Source organism: Plantactinospora endophytica (assembly GCF_016862915.1).
Classification (GTDB): Bacteria; Actinomycetota; Actinomycetes; order Mycobacteriales; family Micromonosporaceae; genus Plantactinospora; species Plantactinospora endophytica.
The window spans coordinates 381377-403043 of record NZ_BONW01000028.1 but is presented as its reverse complement, the minus strand read 5'-3'; the positions used below and the strand labels follow the sequence as shown (position 1 = coordinate 403043).

Here is a 21667-nt window from a genome sequence, read left to right as displayed (position 1 = left end):
GCCGCCGGGGTACCGGCGCGGGCAGAACCGCTGCCCGTTAGGTCCGCGTTAGGTGCCCGCGAAGTCCGGTCCGGCACCCTCTGCCGTATCGCCGTATCGCCGTATCGCCGTATCGCCGTATCGCCGTACGCAGCGGCGCGGCGGCACCGTTCGGACCGGACGCCCCGGACAGAGGCGTCGACCCGTGCTGGGAGGTTGTTGTGCACCGTGTCACGGTAAGCGTCCACGCCGAGGACCCGATCTCGCGGTTGGGCGTGGAGAGTCAGCTCCGTTCCCGGCCGGACCTGTGGGTGGTCGAGCCGGGCCAGGAGACATCCGAGAGTGTCGCGCTGGTGGTCGTCGACGCCCTCGACGAGTCGGCGGCCCGGCTGCTACGCCGACTGCACCGGGCCGGCCGGGCCAAACTGGTGCTGGTACCGGCCAGGATCGACGATGCCGGGCTGTCTCTCGCGGTGGAACACGGCGTGGTGGGAGTGGTCCGGCGCGCCGAGGCGAGCGCGGAACGGCTCAGCCACATCGTCCTGGCCGTCGCCCGTGGCGAGGGCGCGCTACCCGCCGACCTGCTCGGTCGGCTGATGGCCCAGGTGGGCCGACTCCAGCGGCAGATACTCGAACCGCGCGGTCTCACCCTGCTCGGGTTGAGCACGCGGGAGGTGGACGTGCTGCGGCTGGTCGCGGACGGGTTCGACACCCGGGAGATCGCCAGCAAACTCTCCTATTCCGAGCGGACCGTGAAGAACGTACTGCACGGCATCACGAGCCGGCTGCAACTGCGCAACCGGGCGCACGCCGTCGCGTACGCCCTGCGCAACGGGTTGATCTGACCACCGGGGCCTCGCCGTCGGCCTTCACGTCGACGTTGAACCTGCCCCGTCGCGGGCAGGCTGCCTGAACGGGCCGGCACCGTTGCCCCCGACGGTGCCTTCCGGTCCGCACCGGCCGACCGGAGACCGCCGGACGATGGTGGCTGGCCGCCGGTCACCTCCATCCACCGCACGCCCGTTGAGGTCCACTTGCGACGTTCAATCGGAATCCCCGCCGTACTGGCCCTACTGTTCGTCGGCGCGCTGCCGCCCACCGCCGGGTTCGTCGGCCAGGGCCGGGCCGCGCCCGCACCAGTCCCGACGGCAGCGCCCGGCCCGGCGCCGAACCCCGAGGTGGGCCAGCGGATCGCGTACGCCGGCACCGGGCACCGCAGCCTCGGGATCGTCCGGGGCGAGGGATCGGCGGCCACCGCGGCCCCGTTCTTCGAGTCCGGACCCGACCACTTCGACGACGAGATCTCGGCCCGCGGGTCGGCGACGACCTGGGTGAGTCGACGCGACGAACGCACCACCGAGGTGTACCTGCGCCGGGGCGCCGGCCCGGTGCGTCGGGTCACCCGGAACTCGGCCGACGACTGCCGGCCGGTGCTCTCCCCGGACGGCACCCGGATCGCGTACAGCTCGGCCGCCGGCCGGGCCGACGGCGGGCAGGACATCTACGTCGTCGACGTCGACGGCGGCAACACCCGACGGGTGACCGACGGGACCGGCGACAACACCTGGCCGACCTGGTCGCCGGACGGTGGCACGCTGGCCTTCGCGGGGCGACGCGGCACCGACACCCTCCCCCAGATCTACCGGGTGCCCGTCGGCGGCGGGTCGGTCACCCGGGTCACCGCCGAACCGACCGGGGCCGCCGAGCCGGCCTGGGACCCGAACCCGACACACGCACGCCTCGCCTACACGGTCGGGCCGGCCAGCTCGGATCCCGAGGTGTGGCTGGTCGCGCCGGACGGTACCGGCCGGGTCCGGATGCTGCTGCCCGGCTGGCAGGCCCGGCAGCCGGCGTGGACGGCCGACGGGGCGACCGTGGCGTTCGTGAGCCGTACCCTGCCGGACGGCGAGACGACCGGGACCGTCGACCGGCTCTACTCGGTGCTGGTCCGGGACGATCCGTGCGAGTGCGTCGTGGTGCCACGGCTCGCCGAGGACCGGGACGTCAGCCATCCCACCTGGTACGCCGCCCCGGGTGCCGACACCGAATCGCTGCTGGTCGCCCGGACCAGCGCCCCGGACCGGACCACCGCCACCCTCCAGGACATCCGTCCGGACGGGGTGGATCCGCGCGACCTGCGGGTACCGGTGCTGCGCGAGGATCCCGGGGCGGCCACCGACTCCCGACTGCTCTGGGAGCCGGTCGACGGCGATCCGTGGTTCGAGCGGCAGGCGTACTCGCCCGACGGGGAGAGGATCGCGGTCAGCCGGTTCGAGACGGTCGACGGCGTCCGGACCGAACGGATCTGGCTCGTGGACGCCGACGGCGGCCGGCCACGGCTGCTGCCGATCGTCGGGCGGGGGCGCGGTGACCGGGAGACGGACCCGGCCTGGTCGCCGGACGGCACCCGGCTCGCCCTGGTCCGCAACTCGCCCGGGGACGGGGCCGAGGCGCCGCGCACGCCGTCCCGGATCGAGGTGGTCGACGCCGACACCGGGCGGCTGCTGCTGGAACTGCCGGTCCCGGACGCCCTGGCCGGACTCGACGACACCCAGCCGGCCTGGTCGCCCGACGGCAGCCGGCTCGCCTTCACCCGGGGCACCTACCGGGGCGACGTGTCGACGCACATCTGGACCGCCAACGCCACGGACGGACTCGACCAGACGGACCTGACCGCGGAGATCTGCGGCACCGGCTGCCCGGTCGTCGACGACAGCGCCGGCTTCTCCCCGGACGGTACCCGGCTGGTCTTCAACCGGGAGGCCGACGGCCTGGTCCTGGTCGACCTGGCCGACAACCGGTGCCGGCTGCTGCTGCCCGGCGGCGGGTCCTGCGCCGTTGCGGTGCCGGACCGCGAAGACGCTCCGCACCAGCCACGGGACGTCGCCTGGTCGCCGGACGGCGAACAGCTCGCCTTCTCGGCGCGACGAGCCGAGGACAACAACTCGCCCGAGGCGCTGTGGAGCTACGACCTCGGCGACGGCAGAGTCCGGCCGCTGACCGGGCACCTGCCGGGACGGCAGAAGGAACCGAGTTGGCAACGCCGCTTCGACGTCGCCACCGCCGTGTCGGCGCCCGCACCCGCCACCACGGTGGGCGGCCGGACCAGGCTGCGGCTCGCCGTCACCGACCAGGGGCCGACCGCCGCCGACGACGTCCGGGGCAGCCTCGACGTGCCACCGGGGCTGACCGTGACCGGCCTCGACACCCCGGTCGGCGAGTGCGTACCCGCCACCCTGAACTGCGCGTTGGGCCGCATCGGTGTGGGACGCACCGTCGAGATCGGGGTCGACCTGGTGGGCACCGCCCCGGGCGACTTCGCACTGACCTGGACGGTCGAGGCCGACCCGATCGACACGGACCCGTCGGACAACCGGGTGGCGACCACGGTACGGGTGGTCCCCGCGCCGCCGGGCAGTCCGGCCGACCCGGCGCTGACCCTCTCCCTCGACCCGCAGCCGGGGTACGTCGGCGGCACCGTCACCGTCAGGTACACGGTGCGCAACGCCGGTGGGACGACCGCGACCGGTCTACGGGTCCGGCCCGGCCTGCCCGCCGGCGTACCGGTCGGCGGGCCCCTGGCCAACTGTCCGGCCGACGGCTGCCCCGTGCCGGACCTCGCCCCGGGCGCCGCCGCCACCGTGGCCGGCACGCTCTCCCCCGGCGCGGCACTGCGCAGCACCGTCCGGGGCACCGTCAGCACCACCGGCGGCAACGCCGACCCGGACAACGACACCGCGCGCGGGCCGCTGCGGGTGCTCGCGCCACGGATCGTGGCGGTACCGCCGATCGGGCCACCCGGGTTCGTCGCCTCGATCCGGGGCGTGGACTTCCCGCCCGGTCGGCCGGTGCAACTCTCCTGGGACCTCGGGATCACCGCCGCCGCCCCGCCGGTACGACCGGCGGCCGACGGCAGCTTCACCGCCCAGTTGCCGGTGCTGCCGAAGGACCGGCTGGGCGGCCGGCAGGCGGTGGCCACCGGCACCGGGTTCCGTCCGGCGCACACACCGTTCCTGGTGGTGTTGCCGGCCCAGCAACCACCCGGACTGCTGCACCGGCGTTGGTGACGAGAGATGGGGACGGACGCGTGATACACGAGATCGACGAGGGACTGCGCGGTCTGGTCGTGGACGAGATGCTGGCGGACACCGGGGTGGACGTGTCGTTCGACCCGCCCACCCGGCAGTGGGCGACCCGGCGCAACGCACCGACGGTGAACCTGTTCCTCTACGACATCCGGGAGGACCGGTCACGGCACTTCCAGGGTCGGGTCGCCGAGCGCGACGCCACCGACCGCACGGTGGCCTGGCACGACGCGCCGCACTTCTTCGCGCTGTCCTACCTGGTCACTGCGTGGACCAACCGACCCACCGACGAACACCGGCTGCTGGCCGCGCTGCTGGCCGGTCTGGTCAGGTACGACGAACTGCCGGCCGCCCGGCTGACCGGCTCGCTGGCGGCGCTGCGCCTGGCGGTGCCGATGGCGGTCGCCGCACCACCCGGCGAGGGCCGGGCGCTGGCCGACGTGTGGACCGCGCTCGGTGGAGAACTCAAGCCCTCGTTGGACCTGGTGGTCGTCGCGCCGGTGTCGACCCGCCGGATCGTGGCGGCGCCGCCGGTGCGGGAACGGATGGTCCTGGTCAGCGACACTGCCGGGCGCCTGGCGAGTCTCCGCACCCGCGCCGCCGCGCCCCGCCGCCGGGACGACGGCCGGGACGGGGCGGAGCGGGTCGAGGTCGGTTCGCGCGCCGAGCCGGACGGCCACCGGGACGACCGGTGAGCGGCGCGGACGGCATCGGGTACCTGTGGGAGCGGCTCGGGCTGGTGGGAATCCGGGTGGCTCGACTGGTCGCCGAACGGCGCCGGGACGATCCCCGGCCGGACGACCCGTTCCGGGGCCTGTACCTCGCCGCGGACGACGCCGACCGGCTGGTGGCCCCGTCCCCCGTACCGGAGCCGGTGGATCCGGCCGAGCAGCGGGCGCGGGCGGCGGCGGAGGAGCGGGCGGACCGGGCGGCCGAGGCCGGTACCGAGCCCCGGCTCCGGCAACTGGCCCACGTCTTCGGACTCACCGCACTGGACGTGGAGGTGCTGCTCGTCGCGCTGCTTCCCGACGTCGAGTCCCGGTACGAGCGGCTCTACGGCTACCTCAACGACGACGTGAGCCGGCGCCGGGCGACCGTGGGGCTGGCCCTGGAACTGTGCGGGGCGACGCCGGGCGACGCCATCGGCCGGTCCCGGTTCACCGGATCGGCGCCGCTGGTCGCCGGCGGGCTGCTGATGGTCGAGCAGCCGGACCAGCCGTACCTTTCCCGCTCCTTGCGGGTGCCCGACCGGGTGGCCGCGCACCTGCTCGGCACCGACACGCCGGACCCCCGGCTGGTCGGGGCGGCCTGGGCGACGGAGGACCACCTCGCCGCCGAACCGCCCGGCGAGGTGTCCGACGGGTCGGAGCGGACCCGGATCGCCGAGCGGCTCGGCGACGCGCTGCGCTCCGGGGTGAGCCTCGGCTACCTGCGGGAGCGTCCCGGCGGCGCCGCCGACGATCTGGCCGTCGCGGCGCTGGTCCGGGCCGGCCGGGCGGTGCTGCGGCTCGACCTCGACGCGCTGGCCGCCGACCCCGCTCCCGCCGAGTTGCTGGCGGCGGCGGTACGGGAGGCCCGGCTGCGCGCTGCCGGCCTGGTCGCCGGCCCGGTCCAGGCACTCGACCCGGTCGGCCGGCCGGAGCAGGCCCGGCTGCTGCGCCGACTCGCCGACCAGCCGGTGCCGGTGCTGCTCACCGGATCGGACGAGTGGGATCCACACTGGACGCGCCGGGCACCGCTGCTGGTCACCGCCCCGCCACTGGACGAGCAGGGCCGGGCCAGGCTGTGGCGGGCCGCCGGCGGCACCCGGGACGCGGACCGCCCCGCCGGATGGGCCGACGGCGTGGACCCGGCGCGCGAGTTGGCGCCGTACCTGCTCGGCTCCGACCAGATACGACGGGCCGCGCAGGCCGCCGACCAGCTCGCACTCCTCGCCGGCGCCGACCAGGTCGGCGCCGACCACCTGCACGCCGGGGTACGCGGGCAGAACGCCGGCGGCCTCGCCCGGCTGGCCCGGCGGATCGAACCCGGCGTCGGCTGGACCGACCTGGTGCTCCCCGGTCCGGTGCACGACCAACTCCGCGAGCTGGCGCTCCGGGTGCGGTACCGGGACCGGGTGCTGGGCCGGTGGCGGATGCGCCCCGGCGGCGGGCGGGGGCGGGGCGTGCTGGCGCTGTTCGCCGGCGACTCCGGCACCGGCAAGACCATGTCCGCGGAGGTGGTCGCCGCCGACCTCGGCCTGGACCTGTACGTCGTGGACCTCTCCACCGTGGTGGACAAGTACGTCGGCCAGACGGAGAAGAACCTGGAGCGGATCTTCACCGAGGCGGCCGGGGTCAACGGCCTGCTCCTGTTCGACGAGGCGGACGCGATATTCGGCAAGCGCTCCGAGGTCAAGGACGCCCACGACCGTTACGCCAACCTGGAGAGCGCCTACCTGCTGCAACGGATGGAGTCCTTCGACGGCGTCGCGGTGCTGACCACGAACCTGCGGGCCAACCTGGACGAGGCGTTCACCCGGCGGCTCGACCTGATCGTCGACTTCGCGCTGCCGGACGTGGCGCAGCGGCGCGCGCTCTGGGACCGCTGTCTCGGCACCGAACTGCCCCGCGACGACGACCTGGACCTGGACTTCTGTGCCCGCAACTTCGAGCTGTCCGGCGGCAGCATCCGGGCCTGCGTGGTCACCGCGGCGTACCTGGCGGCGGAGGCGGGTCGACCGGTACGGATGGCGGACCTGATCGGCGCGGTGCAGCGGGAGTACCGCAAGCTCGGCCGGCTGCTGCTGGAGAGCGAGTTCGGCGAGCACCGACCGCGCGGGGAGCCCGCGCGGGTGGACCGACCACGGGAGGACAGCCATGCGCGCACACGATCCACCGGACCGTGACGCCCCGACCCGGCGCGGCCGGCAGACCCGGGCCGGGGCCGGCGGCGCCGCGCCGACGGGTTCGACGGCCGCGATACTGGCCCTGCAACAGCAGGCCGGCAACGCCGCGGTGACCTGGGCGATACAGCGGCTACACGCCGAATCCGGCCCGGAGCACGGGCACACCCACGACGAACACGGCAGCGAACCCGCGCCAGGGCCGGAGCCGGTGCAGCGGTCGGCGGTGCACGAGGTGCTCCGCTCGGCCGGCACCCCACTCGCCGAGCCGGTACGGCAGGACGCGGAGGCCCGGCTCGGCGCCGACTTCTCCGACGTACGGCTGCACACCGGCAGCCTCGCCCAGCGCTCGGCGGACGAGGTCGGCGCCCGGGCGTACACCTCGGGACAGCACGTGGTGCTCGGTCAGGGCGGGGCCGACCGGCGTACTCTGCTGCACGAGCTCACCCACGTCATCCAGCAGCGCTCCGGCCCGGTCAGCGGGACCGACGACGGCCTCGGCCACCGGGTCTCCGACCCGGGTGACAGCTTCGAACGGGCTGCGGAGGCCAACGCGCAGCGTGCCCTGGGCGCCCCACCTGCGGCGGCGCACCCGCACGGTGTCCTCGGTGCGCCGCCCGCGCGGCGGGAGGCCCACACCGCGACCGAGCCGGCCGGTGCGTCGTCGGACACCCCGGCGGTCCAGCGGGTGACCCAGGACGAGCTGCACCGGGAGCCGCCCGGCCCGTCGGTCCGGGTCCGCGGCCCCCGCCGGTCGGCGTCCACCCACAAACCCACCGCCAAGGTGCGGAACCAGGACGACTGGAACCAACTGAGCGCCGCCTACCAGGCGGCCACCGGGCAGGCGCCGGTCAAGGACCGGATCAGTCTCGACACGGATTTCGTCTCGGTGAACGAGACGAGCCCGCCAGTGCCCGCATACCAGCTCGGCAACGCTCTGCGGCAGGTGGCGACGCAGGAGAGGATTCCTGCGACCGTCGGCGGCCACACCCGCAGCAACGCCGAGATGATGGAGGAGCTGGGCCGCCGGGATCCGGTGTCCCTCGCCTACTGGCAGGCCCAGGACGCCCGGGACCAGCAACTCGCCAACGACGCGGTGGCCCGGGCCACGCAGTACCAGCAGGAGTCCGGCGACGACAACGCGAGCGCCGTGGCGGACGTGACGGCCGCGATGCTGCGCGGGGTCCCGATGCCGGCGGCCGATGCCACCGACATGCTCCTGCTGGCCAACGACGGTCTGGTCATCGGCGGGCCGCACCACCAGGAGCCGTTCTTCGCCTGGGCCGCCAACCACATGGCGCGGCTGCACCAGAACGGGGTACGGACCCTCTACCTCGAATCGGTCCGGGAGGACGCGCACCAGCGGCTGATCGACGCGTACCTGGCCAGCGGCGTGATGAGCCCGGAGCTGACCAACTTCTGCGACCGCTACCGGGCGCAGCACGCCGTCGACCTCGCCGAGTTCCTCACGGAGGCGCACAGCACGGGCATGCGGATCAAGGGGACCGGCGGACGTCCGGCGCGCAGCGTCGGGACGAACATGCACCGGCGTGCGGTCATGCAGAACACCTACGGTGAGCAGGTGATCCGCCGGGACCGGGCGCAGTCGGTCGCCCACGGTACGGCCCCCGGCAAATACCTGGTGCAGGCCGGCGCGTCGCACGCAACCACGCACAACAACGCCCAGCCGGGTGCGGTCTCCGTGGGCGGAGTGAATCTGCCCAACCACTTCCCGGGCATCAACGAGTTGCTCGAGGTCCCCGCCGTACGCCTCGCCGACGACCCGAACGTCGCCCCCGCCGCCAAGGTGCTCCGCCCGATCTGAGCCGACGGCACGCCCGGTCGGCCGAAACGGCCCGCCCCGGTCGCTGCCCTCCCCCCCAGACGGGGCAGCGGCCGGGGCGGGCTCGCGTCCCGGCCGGCGGAGCCCGGATCAGGCGCCGCCCCGGCAGGACGCGGATCAGGCCACCCGCAGCGCCCGCTTGAGGAAGATGACGGCCTGGGTGATGGCCGCCTCCGCCGCCTCGGTGCCGCGCAGCGCGTCGAGCATCACGAAGTCGTGGACGATGCCCTGGTACCGGGTCGCCGAGACCGGAACCCCGGCCGCTCGCAACCGGTGGGCGTACGCCTCGCCCTCGTCGCGCAGCACGTCGGCCTCGGCCGTGATCACCAGTGCCGGCGGCAGCCCGGCGAGCTGCCCGAGATCCGCCCGCAGTGGCGAGGCGGTCACCTCGGCCCGGACCGCCTCGTCCGGCGCGTACTGGTCCCAGTACCAGCGCATCGCGTCGCGGCGCAGGTGGAAGCCCTCGGCAAAGGCCCGGTACGACGGGGTCTCGAACCCGGCGTCGGTGACCGGGTAGAAGAGCACCTGCCCGACCGGTCTCGGGCCGGCGTGCCGCTTCGCCAGCAGCGTCACCGCAGTGGCCAGGTTGGCACCCACCGAGTCGCCGACCACCGCCACCAGTTGACCGTCGAGGTCGGCCGCCCCGGAACCGGCGAGCCAGCACAGCACCGCGTAGCACTCCTGCACCGCCAGCGGATAACGCGCCTCGGGCGAGAGGCTGTAGTGCGGGAAGACCACCGCCGCGCCGGTACCGACGGCCAGCTCCCGGATCAGCCGGTCGTGGGTGTGGCAGTCGCCGAAGACCCAGCCGGCGCCGTGCAGGTAGAGGATCACCGGCAACCGGCCGATGGCGCCCGCCGGCCGGACGATCCGGATCGGCACCGCCCGGGCCGGATCCGCAGGTACCGTCCGGTCCTCCAGGTCCGCGTCGGGCCTGGCGAGGTTGCCGGACTGGAGTTCGGCAAGGAGCCGCCGACCCCGCTCCGGGCCCAACTGGTGCAGGTACGGCGGGCTCGCGGTCGCCTCGACGAACCGCCGGGCGGCGGGCTCCAGCACGATCATCCGAGCACTCCGGGAATCCGGGCCGCGAGCGCGGCGGGAACGGCCGAGGTGACCCTCGGGTACGCGGAGTCTCCCGACACCCGTCCGGGCAGACATCCGCCATTTGACGGTGCCCGCCCGGAACTGCCCGATCGGGTCGCAACGGCTTCCCCGACGCCCGCCCGTCGGGTCGTGGTTCCCGGTCCCGCGTCGACCGAGACTTTCCCCACGGATCGCCGTCGTGCCCGAGGGAGCTGCCATGCCGTCGTACCTGTCACCCGGGGTGTACGTGGAGGAGGTGCCGAGCGGCTCGCGCCCGATCGAGGGGGTGGGTACCGCCGTCGCCGCCTTCGTGGGCTTCGCCGCCAGGGGGCCGTTCAACACCGCGACCCTGGTGACGAACTGGAGCCAGTTCGTCCAGACGTTCGGGGAGATGGTCGAGGACGCCTACCTGGCCCACGCGGTGTACGCCTACTTCGCCAACGGCGGCGGCGCCTGCTACGTGGTCCGGGTCGGCGCCCCGGAGACGTCCACCGGCGGGAGCACGGCGGGCACGGCGGTCACCGGTCCGCCGGTGCCGCTCGGCACCTTCACGGTCACCGCGCTGGCCGGCCCCGGCGACGCCGGTGAGCTGACCGTGGAGGTGGTCGACGTCGAGGGTGAGTCGGTGCCGGAGGACCGGTTCAGACTGGTGGTCCGGCAGGACGGCGCGGAGCGGGAGTCGTTCGAGGTCTCGGCGAAGCGGAACACCAAGGCGTACGTGGTCAACCAGGTACGGGAGCGGTCGAGGCTGATCGCGGTCGAGGAGGCGGCGCCGGCGAACGCGCTGGCCCGGCCCGCGAAGCAGTCGGTGGCCGTACCACCGGCGCCGGCCGACGGGGCCGGCCTGCCCGCCCGGGTCTCCGCCGACGACTACGTCGGCGACGCGGACGCCCGGACCGGCTTCGGCGGCCTGGAGGCGATCGACGAGATCACCATGGTCGCGGTGCCCGACCTGATGAGCGCGTACCAGCAGGGGCGGATCGGCCTCGACGACGTCAAGGCGGTCCAGTTGGCGGTCATCTCGCACTGCGAGCAGATGGGCGACCGGATGGCGATCCTCGACCCGCCGCCGGAGCTGACCGCCCGCCAGGTGCTGACCTGGCGGCAGGACGAGGCGGGGTACGACTCCCGGTTCGCCGCCCTCTACTACCCGTGGGTCAAGGTGTTCGACCCGGCCAGCGGCCAGCACCGGTTCCTGCCGCCGAGCGGACACGTCGCCGGGCTGTGGTCGCGTACCGACGCGGAGCGCGGGGTGCACAAGGCACCCGCGAACGACGTGCTCCGGGGCGTGATCGAGGTGCAGAACGCGGTGACCAAGGGCGAGCAGGACCTGCTCAACCCGGTCGGGGTGAACTGCATCCGCGCGTTCCCGGGCCGGGGGATCCGGGTGTGGGGCGCCCGGACCCTCTCCTCCGACCCCTCCTGGCGCTACATCAACGTCCGCCGGCTGTTCAACTACATCGAGGAGTCGATCCTGCTCGGCACCCAGTGGGCGGTCTTCGAGCCGAACGACGAGCGGCTCTGGGGCACTGTCCGGCGCAACATCGCCGCGTTCCTTCTCGAGGAGTGGCGCGGCGGGGCGCTGTTCGGCAGCACGGCCGCCGAGGCCTTCTACGTCAAGTGCGACCGGGAGACCAACCCGCCGGAGTCCGTCGACCGTGGCCGGGTGGTCTGCGAGGTCGGGGTCTCCCCGGTGAAACCGGCCGAGTTCGTCGTCTTCCGGCTGTCCCAGTACTCCGACAGCAGCAGCCTCGTCTCGGAATGACCCCGGACAGGTTTTCCACAGTGGACAGCAGCGTGGCGACAGGGAGAGGACGGTAACCAGCGATGGCCGAGACGGGCGACACCTTCGTCACCCACCGGTTCCAGGTGGAGCTGGGCAAGGCCCGGGTCGAGTCGGTCCAGGAGGTCAGCGGCCTCACCGTGGAACTCGACGCGATCGAGGTCACCCAGGTCACCCCGACCGGGGAGTACATCATCCGCAAGATTCCCGGGGCGCGGAAGGGCGGCGAGGTGACCATCACCCGCGGCCTGGACAAGAGCAGCGCGTTCACCGAATGGATCAAGGACACGTACGAGAAGGGCGCGATCAACACGGCCCGGCAGAACATCAGCGTCATCATCGTCGACGCGGAGAACGCGGAGCAGCGGCGGTGGGACCTGACAAACGCCTGGGTGAGCCGGTGGGAGGGCCCCAGCCTGCGGGCCGGCGACACGTCCCCGGCCACCGAGAAGATCACGATCGTCTTCGAGGGGATCACCAGCTCCTGAGGTGCGACGGCGGGTTCCTGACGTCCCGATGCACCCGTACCGATTCTGTGAAGGGAGGCAGCGGCGTTCCTCCCGGGCCCGGACGGCCGGGTCCGCACGCCGCGAGGTCGATGAGGCGACGTACCGTTTCGCACACCGCCCTGGACGAGCCGCCGGACGGGACGGACTCCGTCCCGGCAGCCGTTCCCAGCGCCCCGGCCGGGCCGCCGAGGCTCCAGACCGAGTTCTCCTTCGAGCTTCCCCGGGGCTACGTCGACGAGGCGGGCACCGTGCACCGGGACGGCAGCATGCGGCTGGCCACCGCCCGGGACGAACTCGCCCCGCTGGTCGACCTGAGGGTCAAGGACAATCCCGCGTACCTGTCGGTCGTGCTGCTCAGCATGGTCATCACCCGGCTGGGCACGGTCACCGACGTACGGGCCGAGCAGGTGGAACGGCTGTTCGCCTCGGATCTGGCCTTCCTACAGGACTTCTACCGGCGGATCAACGCGGAGGGGCACAGTCGCGCGGCGGTCACCTGCCCGCACTGCGCATCGGGCTTCGAGGTGGACCTCGCCGGTGGTCGCCCGGGGGAATCGTGACGTACGCGGCCGACCGGCTCTACGAGGAGGTCGCGTACGTCGCCTACCACTTCCACTGGTCCCGGGACGAGATCCTCGACCTGCGTCACGACGAACGACGGCGCTACGTCACAGAGATCGCCGCCATCAACAACCGCGTCAACGAAGGGCGGTGACCGGCGATGGGCGTACGCGACCTGCTCCGGCGGTGGCGTGGACCGGATCCGTCCACCGTGGACCCGTCCCCGGAGCCGGCCACCGGAGCGGGCCGGGACACCGCCGATCCGGGCTGGCGGAGTGTGCCACCGATGGCCGATCTGGTCACCGGTGCCGAGGTGTCACTCAGCGACCCGGTCGGGTTCCGGGGCCGGCTGGCCACCTGGCAGAACCCCGCCTTCCGGAGCCCACTGGCGCACCTGGTCAGCCCGGACGCGCCCAGCGGGTTGGCGTACGACCTGCTCCGTCCGCTGCCACCGGCACCGGCTGCGATGGCCCGGCCCGGCCTGCCGATGCGCCACCGGCCCGACCCGGAAGCACCGACCTCCCCGCCCCTCGGTGCACCGCCCGGCTCCGACAGCCGTCCGACAGCCGAACCCGGAGGTCCGCTCCCGACCGGTGCGGCCACGACGCCACCTGCCGGGGCGACGCCGGTACGCCCCTCCCCCGCTCGTCGGACCGGTACGCCGTTGACGGTCGCCCGGGTCGCCGCCGCACCTCGGCCACTGTCCGTCGCCCTGCCCGACTCCACCGGTCATCTCTCCCGGCCGCCGGCCGCCGCCCGGACCGGGGCGGGCCCGGGCGGCTCCCGCGCGAACTCCGGCGGTGCCGGCAACACCTCGTCGGCACCGTCCCGGGTCACGTCGCGGCGCAGCACGTCGCCCGTCGCGCCGGACTCCTCCGCCACGGATCGGTTCCCGCCCGCCGCGCCGCCCCCACTCGGGTCCGCCACGGCCACCCCGCCGCCGGTCGTCGCGGCTCCGCTCCGGCCGACCGGGCATGACGCGGCGCCCGACGCACCGGCCACGCCGGTGTCCCGGACCCACCGGACCGGCTCGGCGCCCCGACTCGGTCTCGGCGAACCCATCGTGTTGCCGGCCCCCGACCCGGCCGCTCCGGCCACGGTACCGACGGCGCTCCGGCCGGCCTCGAATCGCTCCGTGCCCCGGTCGACGCGTCCGGAGCCCGGTACGGGAACGTCCGGTACGAGCGGCAGCGCCGGGGTACCGCTACAGCGGTCCGCTGTGCAACACGGCCGCAGCCCGTCGGCCGCCAACGCGCCCGGCACGTCGGGACGGAGCGGGATCGCGCCGGTCGACCGGCCCGGCGTCGCTGCGGCCCCGGGTGGTCCCACCATCCCCGCAACCGGCCTGGTCCCACCGGCCCGTCCCGGCCCACCCGGTCCCGGCGGTGCGACGCCGCGCCCCGGCCCGACCGCCGCCGACCCCGCCGCCGGAGCGGGACTTCCCGGCCCTGGCGGCGAACCGTCCCGAGGCGTCCCGGCGGGCCCGGGCGGTCCGCCGGCCCACCGGGCAGGCCCGCCGGCCGGACCGCCCGTCGGCCTCGGTGCCCCGCTCGGCCCGGAGGCCCGGCCCCGGCTCGTGATCCGCCCCCGACCGCCGGCCGCCTCCGAGGCCGCCCCGACCGACCCGCCCCGACCGCCGACCGAGCTGCCCACCCGCTCCGCCGCCGCGTCCGAGCTGTCCGAGCCGTCGGCGCTGCCCTCGCTGCCAGGGACGCGTCCGGCGCCGAGGGACGACGCGGCCACGGCAGGGTCCGACGCTCCGGGCCGAGCGGCCCGGTCGGTGCAACGGTCCGTCGAGCCGCAGCCCCGGATGCCGCTCGGCCAGCCGCGCCCCGAGACGCCCGCCGGGCAACCCCACACCCGGCTACCGGCCCCCCGGCCGCAGTCTGCGCCGCCGAGCACCGTCCCGGCGCCGCCGACCATTGCGCCGCCGCCGCTGAGCACCATCCCGGCGCGGCCGGCCACTGCGCCGCCGGCGCCGAGCACCATCCCGGCGCGGCCGGGCACCGCGCCGCCGCCGCTGAGCACCATCCCGGCGCGGCCGGGCACCGCGCCGCCGCCGCTGAGCACCGCCCCGGCGCGGGCGGGCACCGCTCCGCGACCGCCGAGCACCGCTTCGCCACCGGGTGGCGCCGGTCCGGGCATGACGCGGTCGGGGCGCGCGGAGCCGCCCCGGGACGGTGACGGGGGCGAACCTGCCGGCGGACGGTCGGACCTCGTCCCGCTGCTCGGCGGACGGCCTGGGCTGCCGATCCTGCGCCAGACCGCCACGATCCCGGCGACATCCCGGGTGGACTCCGGAACCACGATGCCCGCCAGCACCCGCAGCCCGGCCGGACCCGCCGTGCCGATCCGCTGGACCAGACCCTCCGGCAGCGGCTCGGACCCCTCGGCCAGCACCGCCACCACGACCGGCCGAACTCCGCCGACCAGCAGGAAGGTGCCCGCCATGGTGGGGCCGACAGCAAATTCCTCCGATGTCGGGACCCGGACCGCCCCGGCCCCTCGTCCGACGCCGGCGCGACCACTCCCCCGGCACGTCGCCGGACCGGCGCGGCCGGCCTCCGCCGTCGCCGTGTCGGTGTCTCCGCCGCCCGTTCCGGTTCCGGCTGCCGGGGTCCGGCCGGCCCTGGCCGACACCGCCGGCGCCAGGGGCGGAACGGGTCCTCGGGGTGCCGCCTCCTCCCCAACGGCGCCCGCCGCGCTGCCGGTGCAGCGAACCTCCCGCACTGCCACCGTCGGCAGCACGGCACCGACGGCACCGAACCCCCGGTCCGGACCGACCGTCCAGAGGCGATCGGCGCCGGCCAACCACCCAACCGCCGGTCGTACGGCAACCGGCGGGGGCGGCGGTGGGACGGTGGGGCCCGACTCGACGGGCGGTCGTCCGCGCGCCTCCTCGGGGCCGGGGCGCGACGAGCGGGACAGTGCCGAACGGTTCCACCATCTCGACCGCCGGGCTCTGGACGAACTCGCGCACCGCCTCGTCGAGCCGATCTCCCGGCTGCTGCGGGCCGAACTCCGGCTGGGTCGCGAGCGTACCGGTCGATGGCTGGACGGTGCACGATGACCGGTACCGATCCGGGCACCAGCGTCCACTTCAGACTCCGCATCGACGGGATCGACCTCGGCGACTGGAACTCGTGCGACGGGCTCGGCTGTGAGGTCGAGGTGGAGCAGCACCAGGAGGGCGGCAACAACGGCTTCGTCTGGCAACTGCCGTCCCGGGTGCGCTACACCAACGTCACCCTCACCCGGCCGCTGATTCCGGACACGGCCAAGGTGGCCCGAATGCTCTCCACCCTCCCGCAGGGAGTCACCCGGGGCACCGCCCAGATCGCGGCGCTGCGGCCCGACCGGGCGCTGCTGGTGCAGTGGGGCCTGGCCGACGTCGTACTCGTCCGCTGGACCGGACCGTCCTTCGGGCCCGATCTCTCCCAGGCGGCGACCGAGAGCATCGAACTCGCGTACAACGGTTTCCTGGAGGTGGGCTAGGTGCCGCGACCAGGGTGCCGGACCGGCGCGGCGGTGGCGCCATGACGAGACCGACCGGCAAGGTCTCCGCGTTCCTCCAGCGCTACCACCCACCACCGGGCGGCGGCAACCGTCCCGGCGGCCCGCTCGGCGGCCCGATCGCGTTCATGTTCAACCCGAACCAGTTGACCCTGACCAAGTCGGCGGCCTGGATCCCGCACGTGGTCCGGGGCGCGGAGCAGGTCGGGGTCCCGGAGTTCAGCGGCTCCGAGCCGCGCACGCTCGCCCTGACGGTCTTCCTCGACGTGACCGACACGCACGGCCGCACCGTGCAGCAACGGGTCGAGACCCTGTTGTCCTGCTGCACGCCGACCACGGGCAGCATCGCGGCCAAGGCGCCGTCGCCGCCGTGGGTGAAGTTCACCTGGGGCCAGTTCCAGACCGTCTCGTTCTACTCGTACGCCAGCCAGGTCACCGCGACGTACACCCTGTTCAACAGCTCCGGTACGCCGTTGCGGGCGACCTGCGAGCTGAACCTGACCGAGATCAGCGGCAGCAAGCCCGGCCAGAACCCCACCTCCGGCGGTCGCTCCGCCCGACGGGTGCACCGGGTCGTGGACGGCGACTCGCTGCCCCTGCTGGCCCACCGCGAGTACGGCGACCCGACGGTGTGGCGGGTGATCGCCGAGGCGAACGATCTCGACGACCCGAGTCGGCTCCGCCCCGGCACCGAGCTGTTGCTGCCCGCCGCCGACGAGTTCCCGCCCGTGCTGTCCCGCGACTCCGGCCCGCCGGCCGGGACGGTCGCCCCCGCTGGCGAAGGTAGGTAGATCGCGTGTCCGAGGGGAACCTCACCAACCTGCTCAAGGTCGGCCTGCCGATGAACGAGCTCCCCGATCCGTGGCCGGACGAGTTGGTGTACGGCTCCGTCGACGACGGTGCCGGCATGCCGGCGGTGGCGACCCTGCGCTACCGCGACCCCGGATCGCTGCTGCTGGAGAAGGCCAGGATCGAGATAGGCCGGAAGGTGACCGTGGCGGTGCGGGCCGGGGACGGCAAAGGCGAGACGGCGCTGTTCACCGGAGAGGTGGTCACCGTCGAGACGGAGTTCGACGGTACCGGCACCTACACCACCATCCGGGCCATGGACCTGTCGCACCGGCTGATGCGCGGCCGACGGGTCGCCAGGTATCTCAACCAGAAGGCCTCCGACGTCGCCGGGGACCTCGCCCGGTCTGCCGGCCTGCCGATCGGCCGGATAGATCCCACCACCGTGGTCTACGAGATGGTGTCGCAACCGAACGTCAGCGACTGGGAGTTCCTCACCATGCTGGCGGCCGACAACGACGCCGAGGTGGCGGTGGTGGACGGCCGGTTCGAGTTCCGTCGACCGGTCCGCGCCGCCTCCGCCCCGGGCCCGCAGACGACCGCCGAACGCAGCGACTTCGTGGCGGAGGTGGACGGGAACGTGCTCACCATGCGCGCCGCCGTCACCTCGGTCGGCCAGTTCACCGACGTGGAGGTACGCGGCTGGGATCGCCGTACCCGCGAGCCGGTGATCGGGCGTGCCCCGGTGCAGGACAGCGACGAGGTGGGCATTCCGGTGACCGCCGGGGAGGTGGCGGCCCGGTTCGGCACCGCCGAGATGCTGGTCGCCGACGTGCCGTACGAGACCCTGGCCGAGGTCGGTACGGTGTCCCGCGCCGTGGCCGCCCAGGTGGCGGCCGGCGTCGCCGAAATCGAGGTGGCCGTCCGGGGCAACCCTCGGCTGCGCGCCGGCGTGCCGTTCGCGCTGACCGGGGTGGGCGAGCCGTTCGCCGGCAAGTACACGGTGACCACCAGCCGGCACGTGTTCGGCCCGGCGCGGTTCTACCAGACCTGGCTGACGGTCAGCAGCGGCCGGGACCGGTCGCTGGCCGGGCTGACCGCCGGCGATCGGGCCCCGGCCCGGTCGGCCCGGATGCCGGGACTGGCCATCGGCGTGGTCACCGACGTCAACGCCGCGCTGGACCGTAACCATCCGGAACGCCGGGACCGGGGCTGGGTCAGGCTCCGGTTCCCGTGGCTGGACGACAAGTACGAGACCGACTGGGTCCGGACGGTGCAGCTCGGCGGCTTCGGCGGCGGCGGGGTCTACTGCCCCGAGGTCGGCGACGAGGTACTGGTCGGATTCGAGCAGGGGCTGCTCGACCGGCCGTACGTGGTCGGCGGGTTGTACAACGGCCTCGACCAGCCGTCGCCGCACGACATGCCGCTGGTCGACCCGACGAGCGGAGCGGTGAACCGGCTCTCGTTCGCCTCCCGACAGGGCAGGGCGGCCGGCCGCCGGAGCACCGGCAACTGGGTGGAACTGCTCGACGGGCCCACCGTCGCCGCCCCGCAGGGGGTGCGGTTACGCACCCGCAGCGGCACCGACAACCTGCTGCTGCATCTGGACCGGGCCGGTACCTCGGTGGTGGTCCGCAGCGACGGCAGCGTGGTGATCGAGGCCAAGACCGAGGTCACCGTCCAGGGAACGCAGGGGGTGTCGGTCGAGTCGGGCGGGCCGGTCTCGGTCAAGGGCCGAGGCGTGTCGGTGGACGCCGGAGCCGGCGAGCTGAAGCTGACCGGGGCCAGCGTCTCCGTTGCCGGCCGGGTCGTACGGATCAACTGAGCACGAGGGCCGCCGGACGTACCCCGGACGGCACCGCACGCCGGATGGACGCCGCAGCCAGGCGACACGAGGAAGGAGAGTGGCGATGCCACCAGCAGCCCGGATCGGGGACAGGGTCGGCCACGGCGCACCCACCGGTACCGTCGGACCGCCCGGCGCCGGCGCCCCGGTACCGACCGGCGGACCCACGCTCGGCGTGTCCAGCGTGCTGATCGGTGGCCTGCCGGCCGCGGTGGTCGGCACGCTCTGCACCTGCCCGATCCCGCCGCCGCACCTGGCGCTCGGCCCGGGCAACGTCGTAATGCCCGGCCCGCCGCCGGTACGGGGACAGGTGCTGATCGGCGGCTTCCCGGCCGCCCGGATGGGCGACCGGACCACCTGCTCGGCGACGATCCTGACCGGCGCCGTCAACGTGATCATCGGGGGCTGAGCGAGGTGGCGGAGCAGTTCATCGGCGCCGGTTGGGCGTTCCCGCTCCGGCTGGACGCCGGCGGCGGTATCGCCCTGGTGAACCGGGAGCGGGAGATCGTCGAGGCGATCCGGCTGATCCTCGGTACCGCCCCCGGTGAGCGGCCGATGCGTCCCGAGTTCGGCTGCGGGGTGCACGACTACGTCTTCGCACCGGCGGACGAGAACACCGCCGGGCAGATCGCCTTCGAGGTGCGGGCCGCGCTGGACCGCTGGGAGCCGCGGATCGAGGTCACCGACGTACTCGTGGGCTTCGACGAGGTGCACGTCGGCACCCTCTACATCGACATCCGGTACCTGGTCCGGGGCACCAACGATCCACGCAACCTGGTCTTCCCGTTCTACGTGATCCCGTCGCACGACGGACCCGAGACGGAGGCGACGAACTGATGGCCCTGCCCGCGCCGAACCTCGACGACCGCCGCTTCCAGCATCTCGTCGACGACGCCAAGCGCTTCGTCCAGCAACGCTGTCCGGAGTGGACGGACCACAACGTCTCCGACCCGGGTGTCACGCTGATCGAGGCGTTCGCGCAGATGACGGACGAACTGCTGTACCGGTTGAACCGGGTGCCGGAGAAGAACTACCTCGCCTTCCTCGACCTGATCGGCGTCCGGCTATTCCCGCCGACCGCCGCCCGGGCCGATCTCACGTTCTGGCTCGCCGCTCCGCAGGCCGAGGCGGTGCTGCTGCGGGCCGGCACCGAGGCCGGCACGGTGCGTACCGAGACGGAGGAGGCCATCGTCTTCGCCACCGGCACCGACCTGGCGATCGTGCCGTGCGAGCTGGTCGGACTGCGCGTCCATCCCGCCGACGGTCCGGCGGTCGACCGTACCGACCAGGTGTGGGACGGCCGGGACGTGTCCTGTTTCGCCGCCACGCCCACGGTCGGCGACGCCCTGCTGCTCGGCCTGGACTCGGCGGTCCCGTCCTGCGCGGTGGTGCTGCGCCTGGAGAGCCGGGTCCAGGGCATCGGGGTCGACCCCCGGCAGCCGCCACTGCGCTGGGAGGCGTGGGACGGCGCCGACTGGGTGGAGTGCGAGGTCGACAGCGACTCCACCGGTGGACTCAACCGGCCCGGCGACGTGGTGCTGCACGTGCCGGCCGGCCACACCACCTCCACCGTCGGCGGACAGCGGGCCGGCTGGCTGCGGTGCCGGCTGGTGGCCGCCGAGCCCGGCCAGCCGTTCTACTCGGCGTCGCCGACGATCCGGGCCGCGTCGGCCTTCACCATCGGCGGCACGGTCGCGGCGCTGCACGCCGAAACGGTGGTCGGCGAGTTCCTCGGCGAATCCGAGGGGGTGCCGGGGCAACGCTTCCGGGTGCTCCGGCCGCCGGTGATCCCCGACGACGAGCCGTTCGTGGTCGAGGTCTCCGACGGTACCGGCTGGCAGGAGTGGGTCGAGGTGGACGCGTTCGGCGGCACGGGTCCGGACGAGCGGTGCGTGACGGTGGACCGGACCACCGGCGAGGTGGCGTTCGGCCCCGCCGTCCGCGAACCCGACGGAACGCTCCGCCGGTACGGCGCGGTCCCGCCCAACGGTGCCCGGTTGCGGGTTCGCCGGTACCGCACCGGCGGCGGGCGACGCGGGAACGTGGCCCGGGGCGCGATCTCGATGCTGCGCAGCTCGGTGCCGTACGTGAGCCGGGTGGAGAACCGGGAGGCCGCCGCCGGCGGGGTGGACGGCGAGTCGGTACAGAGTGCCCGCCAGCGGGGTCCGGTGCAGTTGCGGGCCCAGGACCGGGCGGTGACCGCGCGCGACTACGAGCTGATCGCCGGACAGGCGGTACCGGCCGCGGCCCGGATCCGCTGCCTGCCCGCCGGGGACGGCGCCGACGCCGGCGGGGTACGCGTCCTCGTCGTACCCGAGGCGGTCGCGGACGCGGGTGACCGACTGCGCTTCGAGCAACTGATCCCGCCCGACGACATGCTGGCGACCGTCGCCGAGCATCTGGACGCCCGCCGGCCCATCGGGGTACGCCTGGCCGTGGAGCCCCCGTTCTACCAGGGCGTCACCGTGGCGGCCCGGGTGACCGCCCGGCCCGGGGCGGCCGTCGAGCGGCTCCGGACCGCCGCGCTCGACGCGCTCTACGGCTATCTCCACCCGCTGCGGGGCGGGCCGGACGGGTCGGGCTGGCCGTTCGGTCGGCCGGTGCAGTCCGGCGAACTCTTCGGAGTGCTCCAGCAGTTGCCCGGCGTCGCGTTGGTGGAGGAGGTGCTGCTCTTCCCCGCCGACCCGGTCACCGGCCGGCGCGGAGCGGCGACGCCCCGGGTGGTGATCGACCCGCACGCGTTGGTCTTCTCCTACGAGCACCAGGTCCGGGTGGAGGAACGCTGAGACCGG

General features: G+C 74.3%; 18 protein-coding genes. 16 read left to right on the top strand and 2 right to left on the bottom strand.

Annotated elements, in window-relative coordinates; translation table 11 throughout:
• Positions 1 to 200 precede the first annotated feature (200 nt).
• From Pen02_RS27645 to Pen02_RS27625, 5 genes are all read left to right on the top strand, one after another.
• Positions 201 to 824, top strand: a complete 624-nt coding sequence (locus tag Pen02_RS27645; RefSeq protein ID WP_203869029.1) for a helix-turn-helix transcriptional regulator — start codon at positions 201 to 203, stop codon at positions 822 to 824.
• A gap of 189 nt (positions 825 to 1013) precedes the next feature.
• Positions 1014 to 4046: a DUF11 domain-containing protein gene (locus Pen02_RS27640; protein WP_203869028.1), complete on the top strand. Its 3033-nt coding sequence runs from the start codon at positions 1014 to 1016 to the stop codon at positions 4044 to 4046.
• A 20-nt stretch (positions 4047 to 4066) separates the two neighbouring features.
• On the top strand, positions 4067 to 4759 hold the full coding sequence (locus tag Pen02_RS27635; RefSeq protein WP_203869027.1) for a Pvc16 family protein: 693 nt from the start codon (positions 4067 to 4069) through the stop codon (positions 4757 to 4759).
• On the top strand, positions 4756 to 6951 hold the full coding sequence (locus tag Pen02_RS27630) for an ATP-binding protein (protein WP_239141369.1): 2196 nt from the start codon (positions 4756 to 4758) through the stop codon (positions 6949 to 6951). Before Pen02_RS27635 ends, Pen02_RS27630 begins: the two co-directional genes overlap by 4 nt.
• Positions 6923 to 8773: an eCIS core domain-containing protein gene (locus Pen02_RS27625; protein ID WP_203869026.1), complete on the top strand. Its 1851-nt coding sequence runs from the start codon at positions 6923 to 6925 to the stop codon at positions 8771 to 8773. Before Pen02_RS27630 ends, Pen02_RS27625 begins: the two co-directional genes overlap by 29 nt.
• 135 nt (positions 8774 to 8908) lie before the next feature.
• Here the strand turns inward: Pen02_RS27625 and Pen02_RS27620 are convergent, their stop codons facing one another.
• Positions 8909 to 9853 carry an alpha/beta hydrolase gene (locus Pen02_RS27620; RefSeq protein WP_203869025.1) on the bottom strand — a complete coding sequence of 315 codons (945 nt, stop codon included), beginning with the start codon at positions 9851 to 9853 and terminating at the stop codon, positions 8909 to 8911.
• A gap of 238 nt (positions 9854 to 10091) precedes the next feature.
• Here Pen02_RS27620 and Pen02_RS27615 point away from each other — a divergent pair, with 238 nt between their 5' ends.
• The 4 genes from Pen02_RS27615 to Pen02_RS27600 all read left to right on the top strand — a co-directional run bounded on the left by Pen02_RS27615 (position 10092) and on the right by Pen02_RS27600 (position 12881).
• Positions 10092 to 11639, top strand: a complete 1548-nt coding sequence (locus Pen02_RS27615; protein WP_203869024.1) for a phage tail sheath family protein — start codon at positions 10092 to 10094, stop codon at positions 11637 to 11639.
• Positions 11640 to 11701: 62 nt separating this feature from the next.
• A complete protein-coding gene (locus tag Pen02_RS27610; protein ID WP_203869023.1) occupies positions 11702 to 12145 on the top strand; it encodes a phage tail protein in 444 nt (147 codons plus the stop codon).
• Positions 12146 to 12255: 110 nt separating this feature from the next.
• Complete coding sequence (locus tag Pen02_RS27605) at positions 12256 to 12726, top strand: zinc-ribbon domain-containing protein (RefSeq protein WP_203869022.1); 471 nt, start codon at positions 12256 to 12258, stop codon at positions 12724 to 12726.
• Positions 12723 to 12881 (top strand): DUF6760 family protein, encoded by a 159-nt coding sequence (locus tag Pen02_RS27600; RefSeq protein WP_203869021.1) that lies wholly within the window; start codon positions 12723 to 12725, stop codon positions 12879 to 12881. Before Pen02_RS27605 ends, Pen02_RS27600 begins: the two co-directional genes overlap by 4 nt.
• A 575-nt stretch (positions 12882 to 13456) precedes the next feature.
• On the opposite strand, the gene Pen02_RS27595 is transcribed toward Pen02_RS27600, so the two are convergent.
• Entirely contained in the window at positions 13457 to 15178 is a 1722-nt protein-coding gene (locus Pen02_RS27595) for a hypothetical protein (protein WP_203869020.1), read from the bottom strand.
• Positions 15179 to 15587: 409 nt separating this feature from the next.
• Between Pen02_RS27595 and Pen02_RS27590 the strand changes: the two genes are divergently transcribed.
• The 7 genes from Pen02_RS27590 to Pen02_RS27560 all read left to right on the top strand — a co-directional run bounded on the left by Pen02_RS27590 (position 15588) and on the right by Pen02_RS27560 (position 21661).
• A complete protein-coding gene (locus Pen02_RS27590; protein WP_203869019.1) occupies positions 15588 to 15797 on the top strand; it encodes a hypothetical protein in 210 nt (69 codons plus the stop codon).
• Positions 15794 to 16222 (top strand): phage tail protein, encoded by a 429-nt coding sequence (locus Pen02_RS27585; RefSeq protein WP_203869018.1) that lies wholly within the window; start codon positions 15794 to 15796, stop codon positions 16220 to 16222. The genes Pen02_RS27590 and Pen02_RS27585 overlap by 4 nt, the downstream gene beginning before the upstream one ends.
• Positions 16223 to 16263: 41 nt before the next feature.
• Positions 16264 to 17031, top strand: coding sequence for a CIS tube protein (locus tag Pen02_RS27580; RefSeq protein ID WP_203869017.1), 768 nt, complete (start codon positions 16264 to 16266; stop codon positions 17029 to 17031).
• Between the two features lie 5 nt (positions 17032 to 17036).
• Complete coding sequence (locus Pen02_RS27575) at positions 17037 to 18854, top strand: VgrG-related protein (RefSeq protein ID WP_203869016.1); 1818 nt, start codon at positions 17037 to 17039, stop codon at positions 18852 to 18854.
• Between the two features lie 85 nt (positions 18855 to 18939).
• On the top strand, positions 18940 to 19284 hold the full coding sequence (locus Pen02_RS27570) for a PAAR domain-containing protein (RefSeq protein ID WP_203869015.1): 345 nt from the start codon (positions 18940 to 18942) through the stop codon (positions 19282 to 19284).
• Between the two features lie 5 nt (positions 19285 to 19289).
• On the top strand, positions 19290 to 19712 hold the full coding sequence (locus Pen02_RS27565; protein WP_203869014.1) for a GPW/gp25 family protein: 423 nt from the start codon (positions 19290 to 19292) through the stop codon (positions 19710 to 19712).
• Entirely contained in the window at positions 19712 to 21661 is a 1950-nt protein-coding gene (locus Pen02_RS27560; protein ID WP_203869013.1) for a putative baseplate assembly protein, read from the top strand. The genes Pen02_RS27565 and Pen02_RS27560 overlap by 1 nt, the downstream gene beginning before the upstream one ends.
• Positions 21662 to 21667 lie beyond the last annotated feature (6 nt).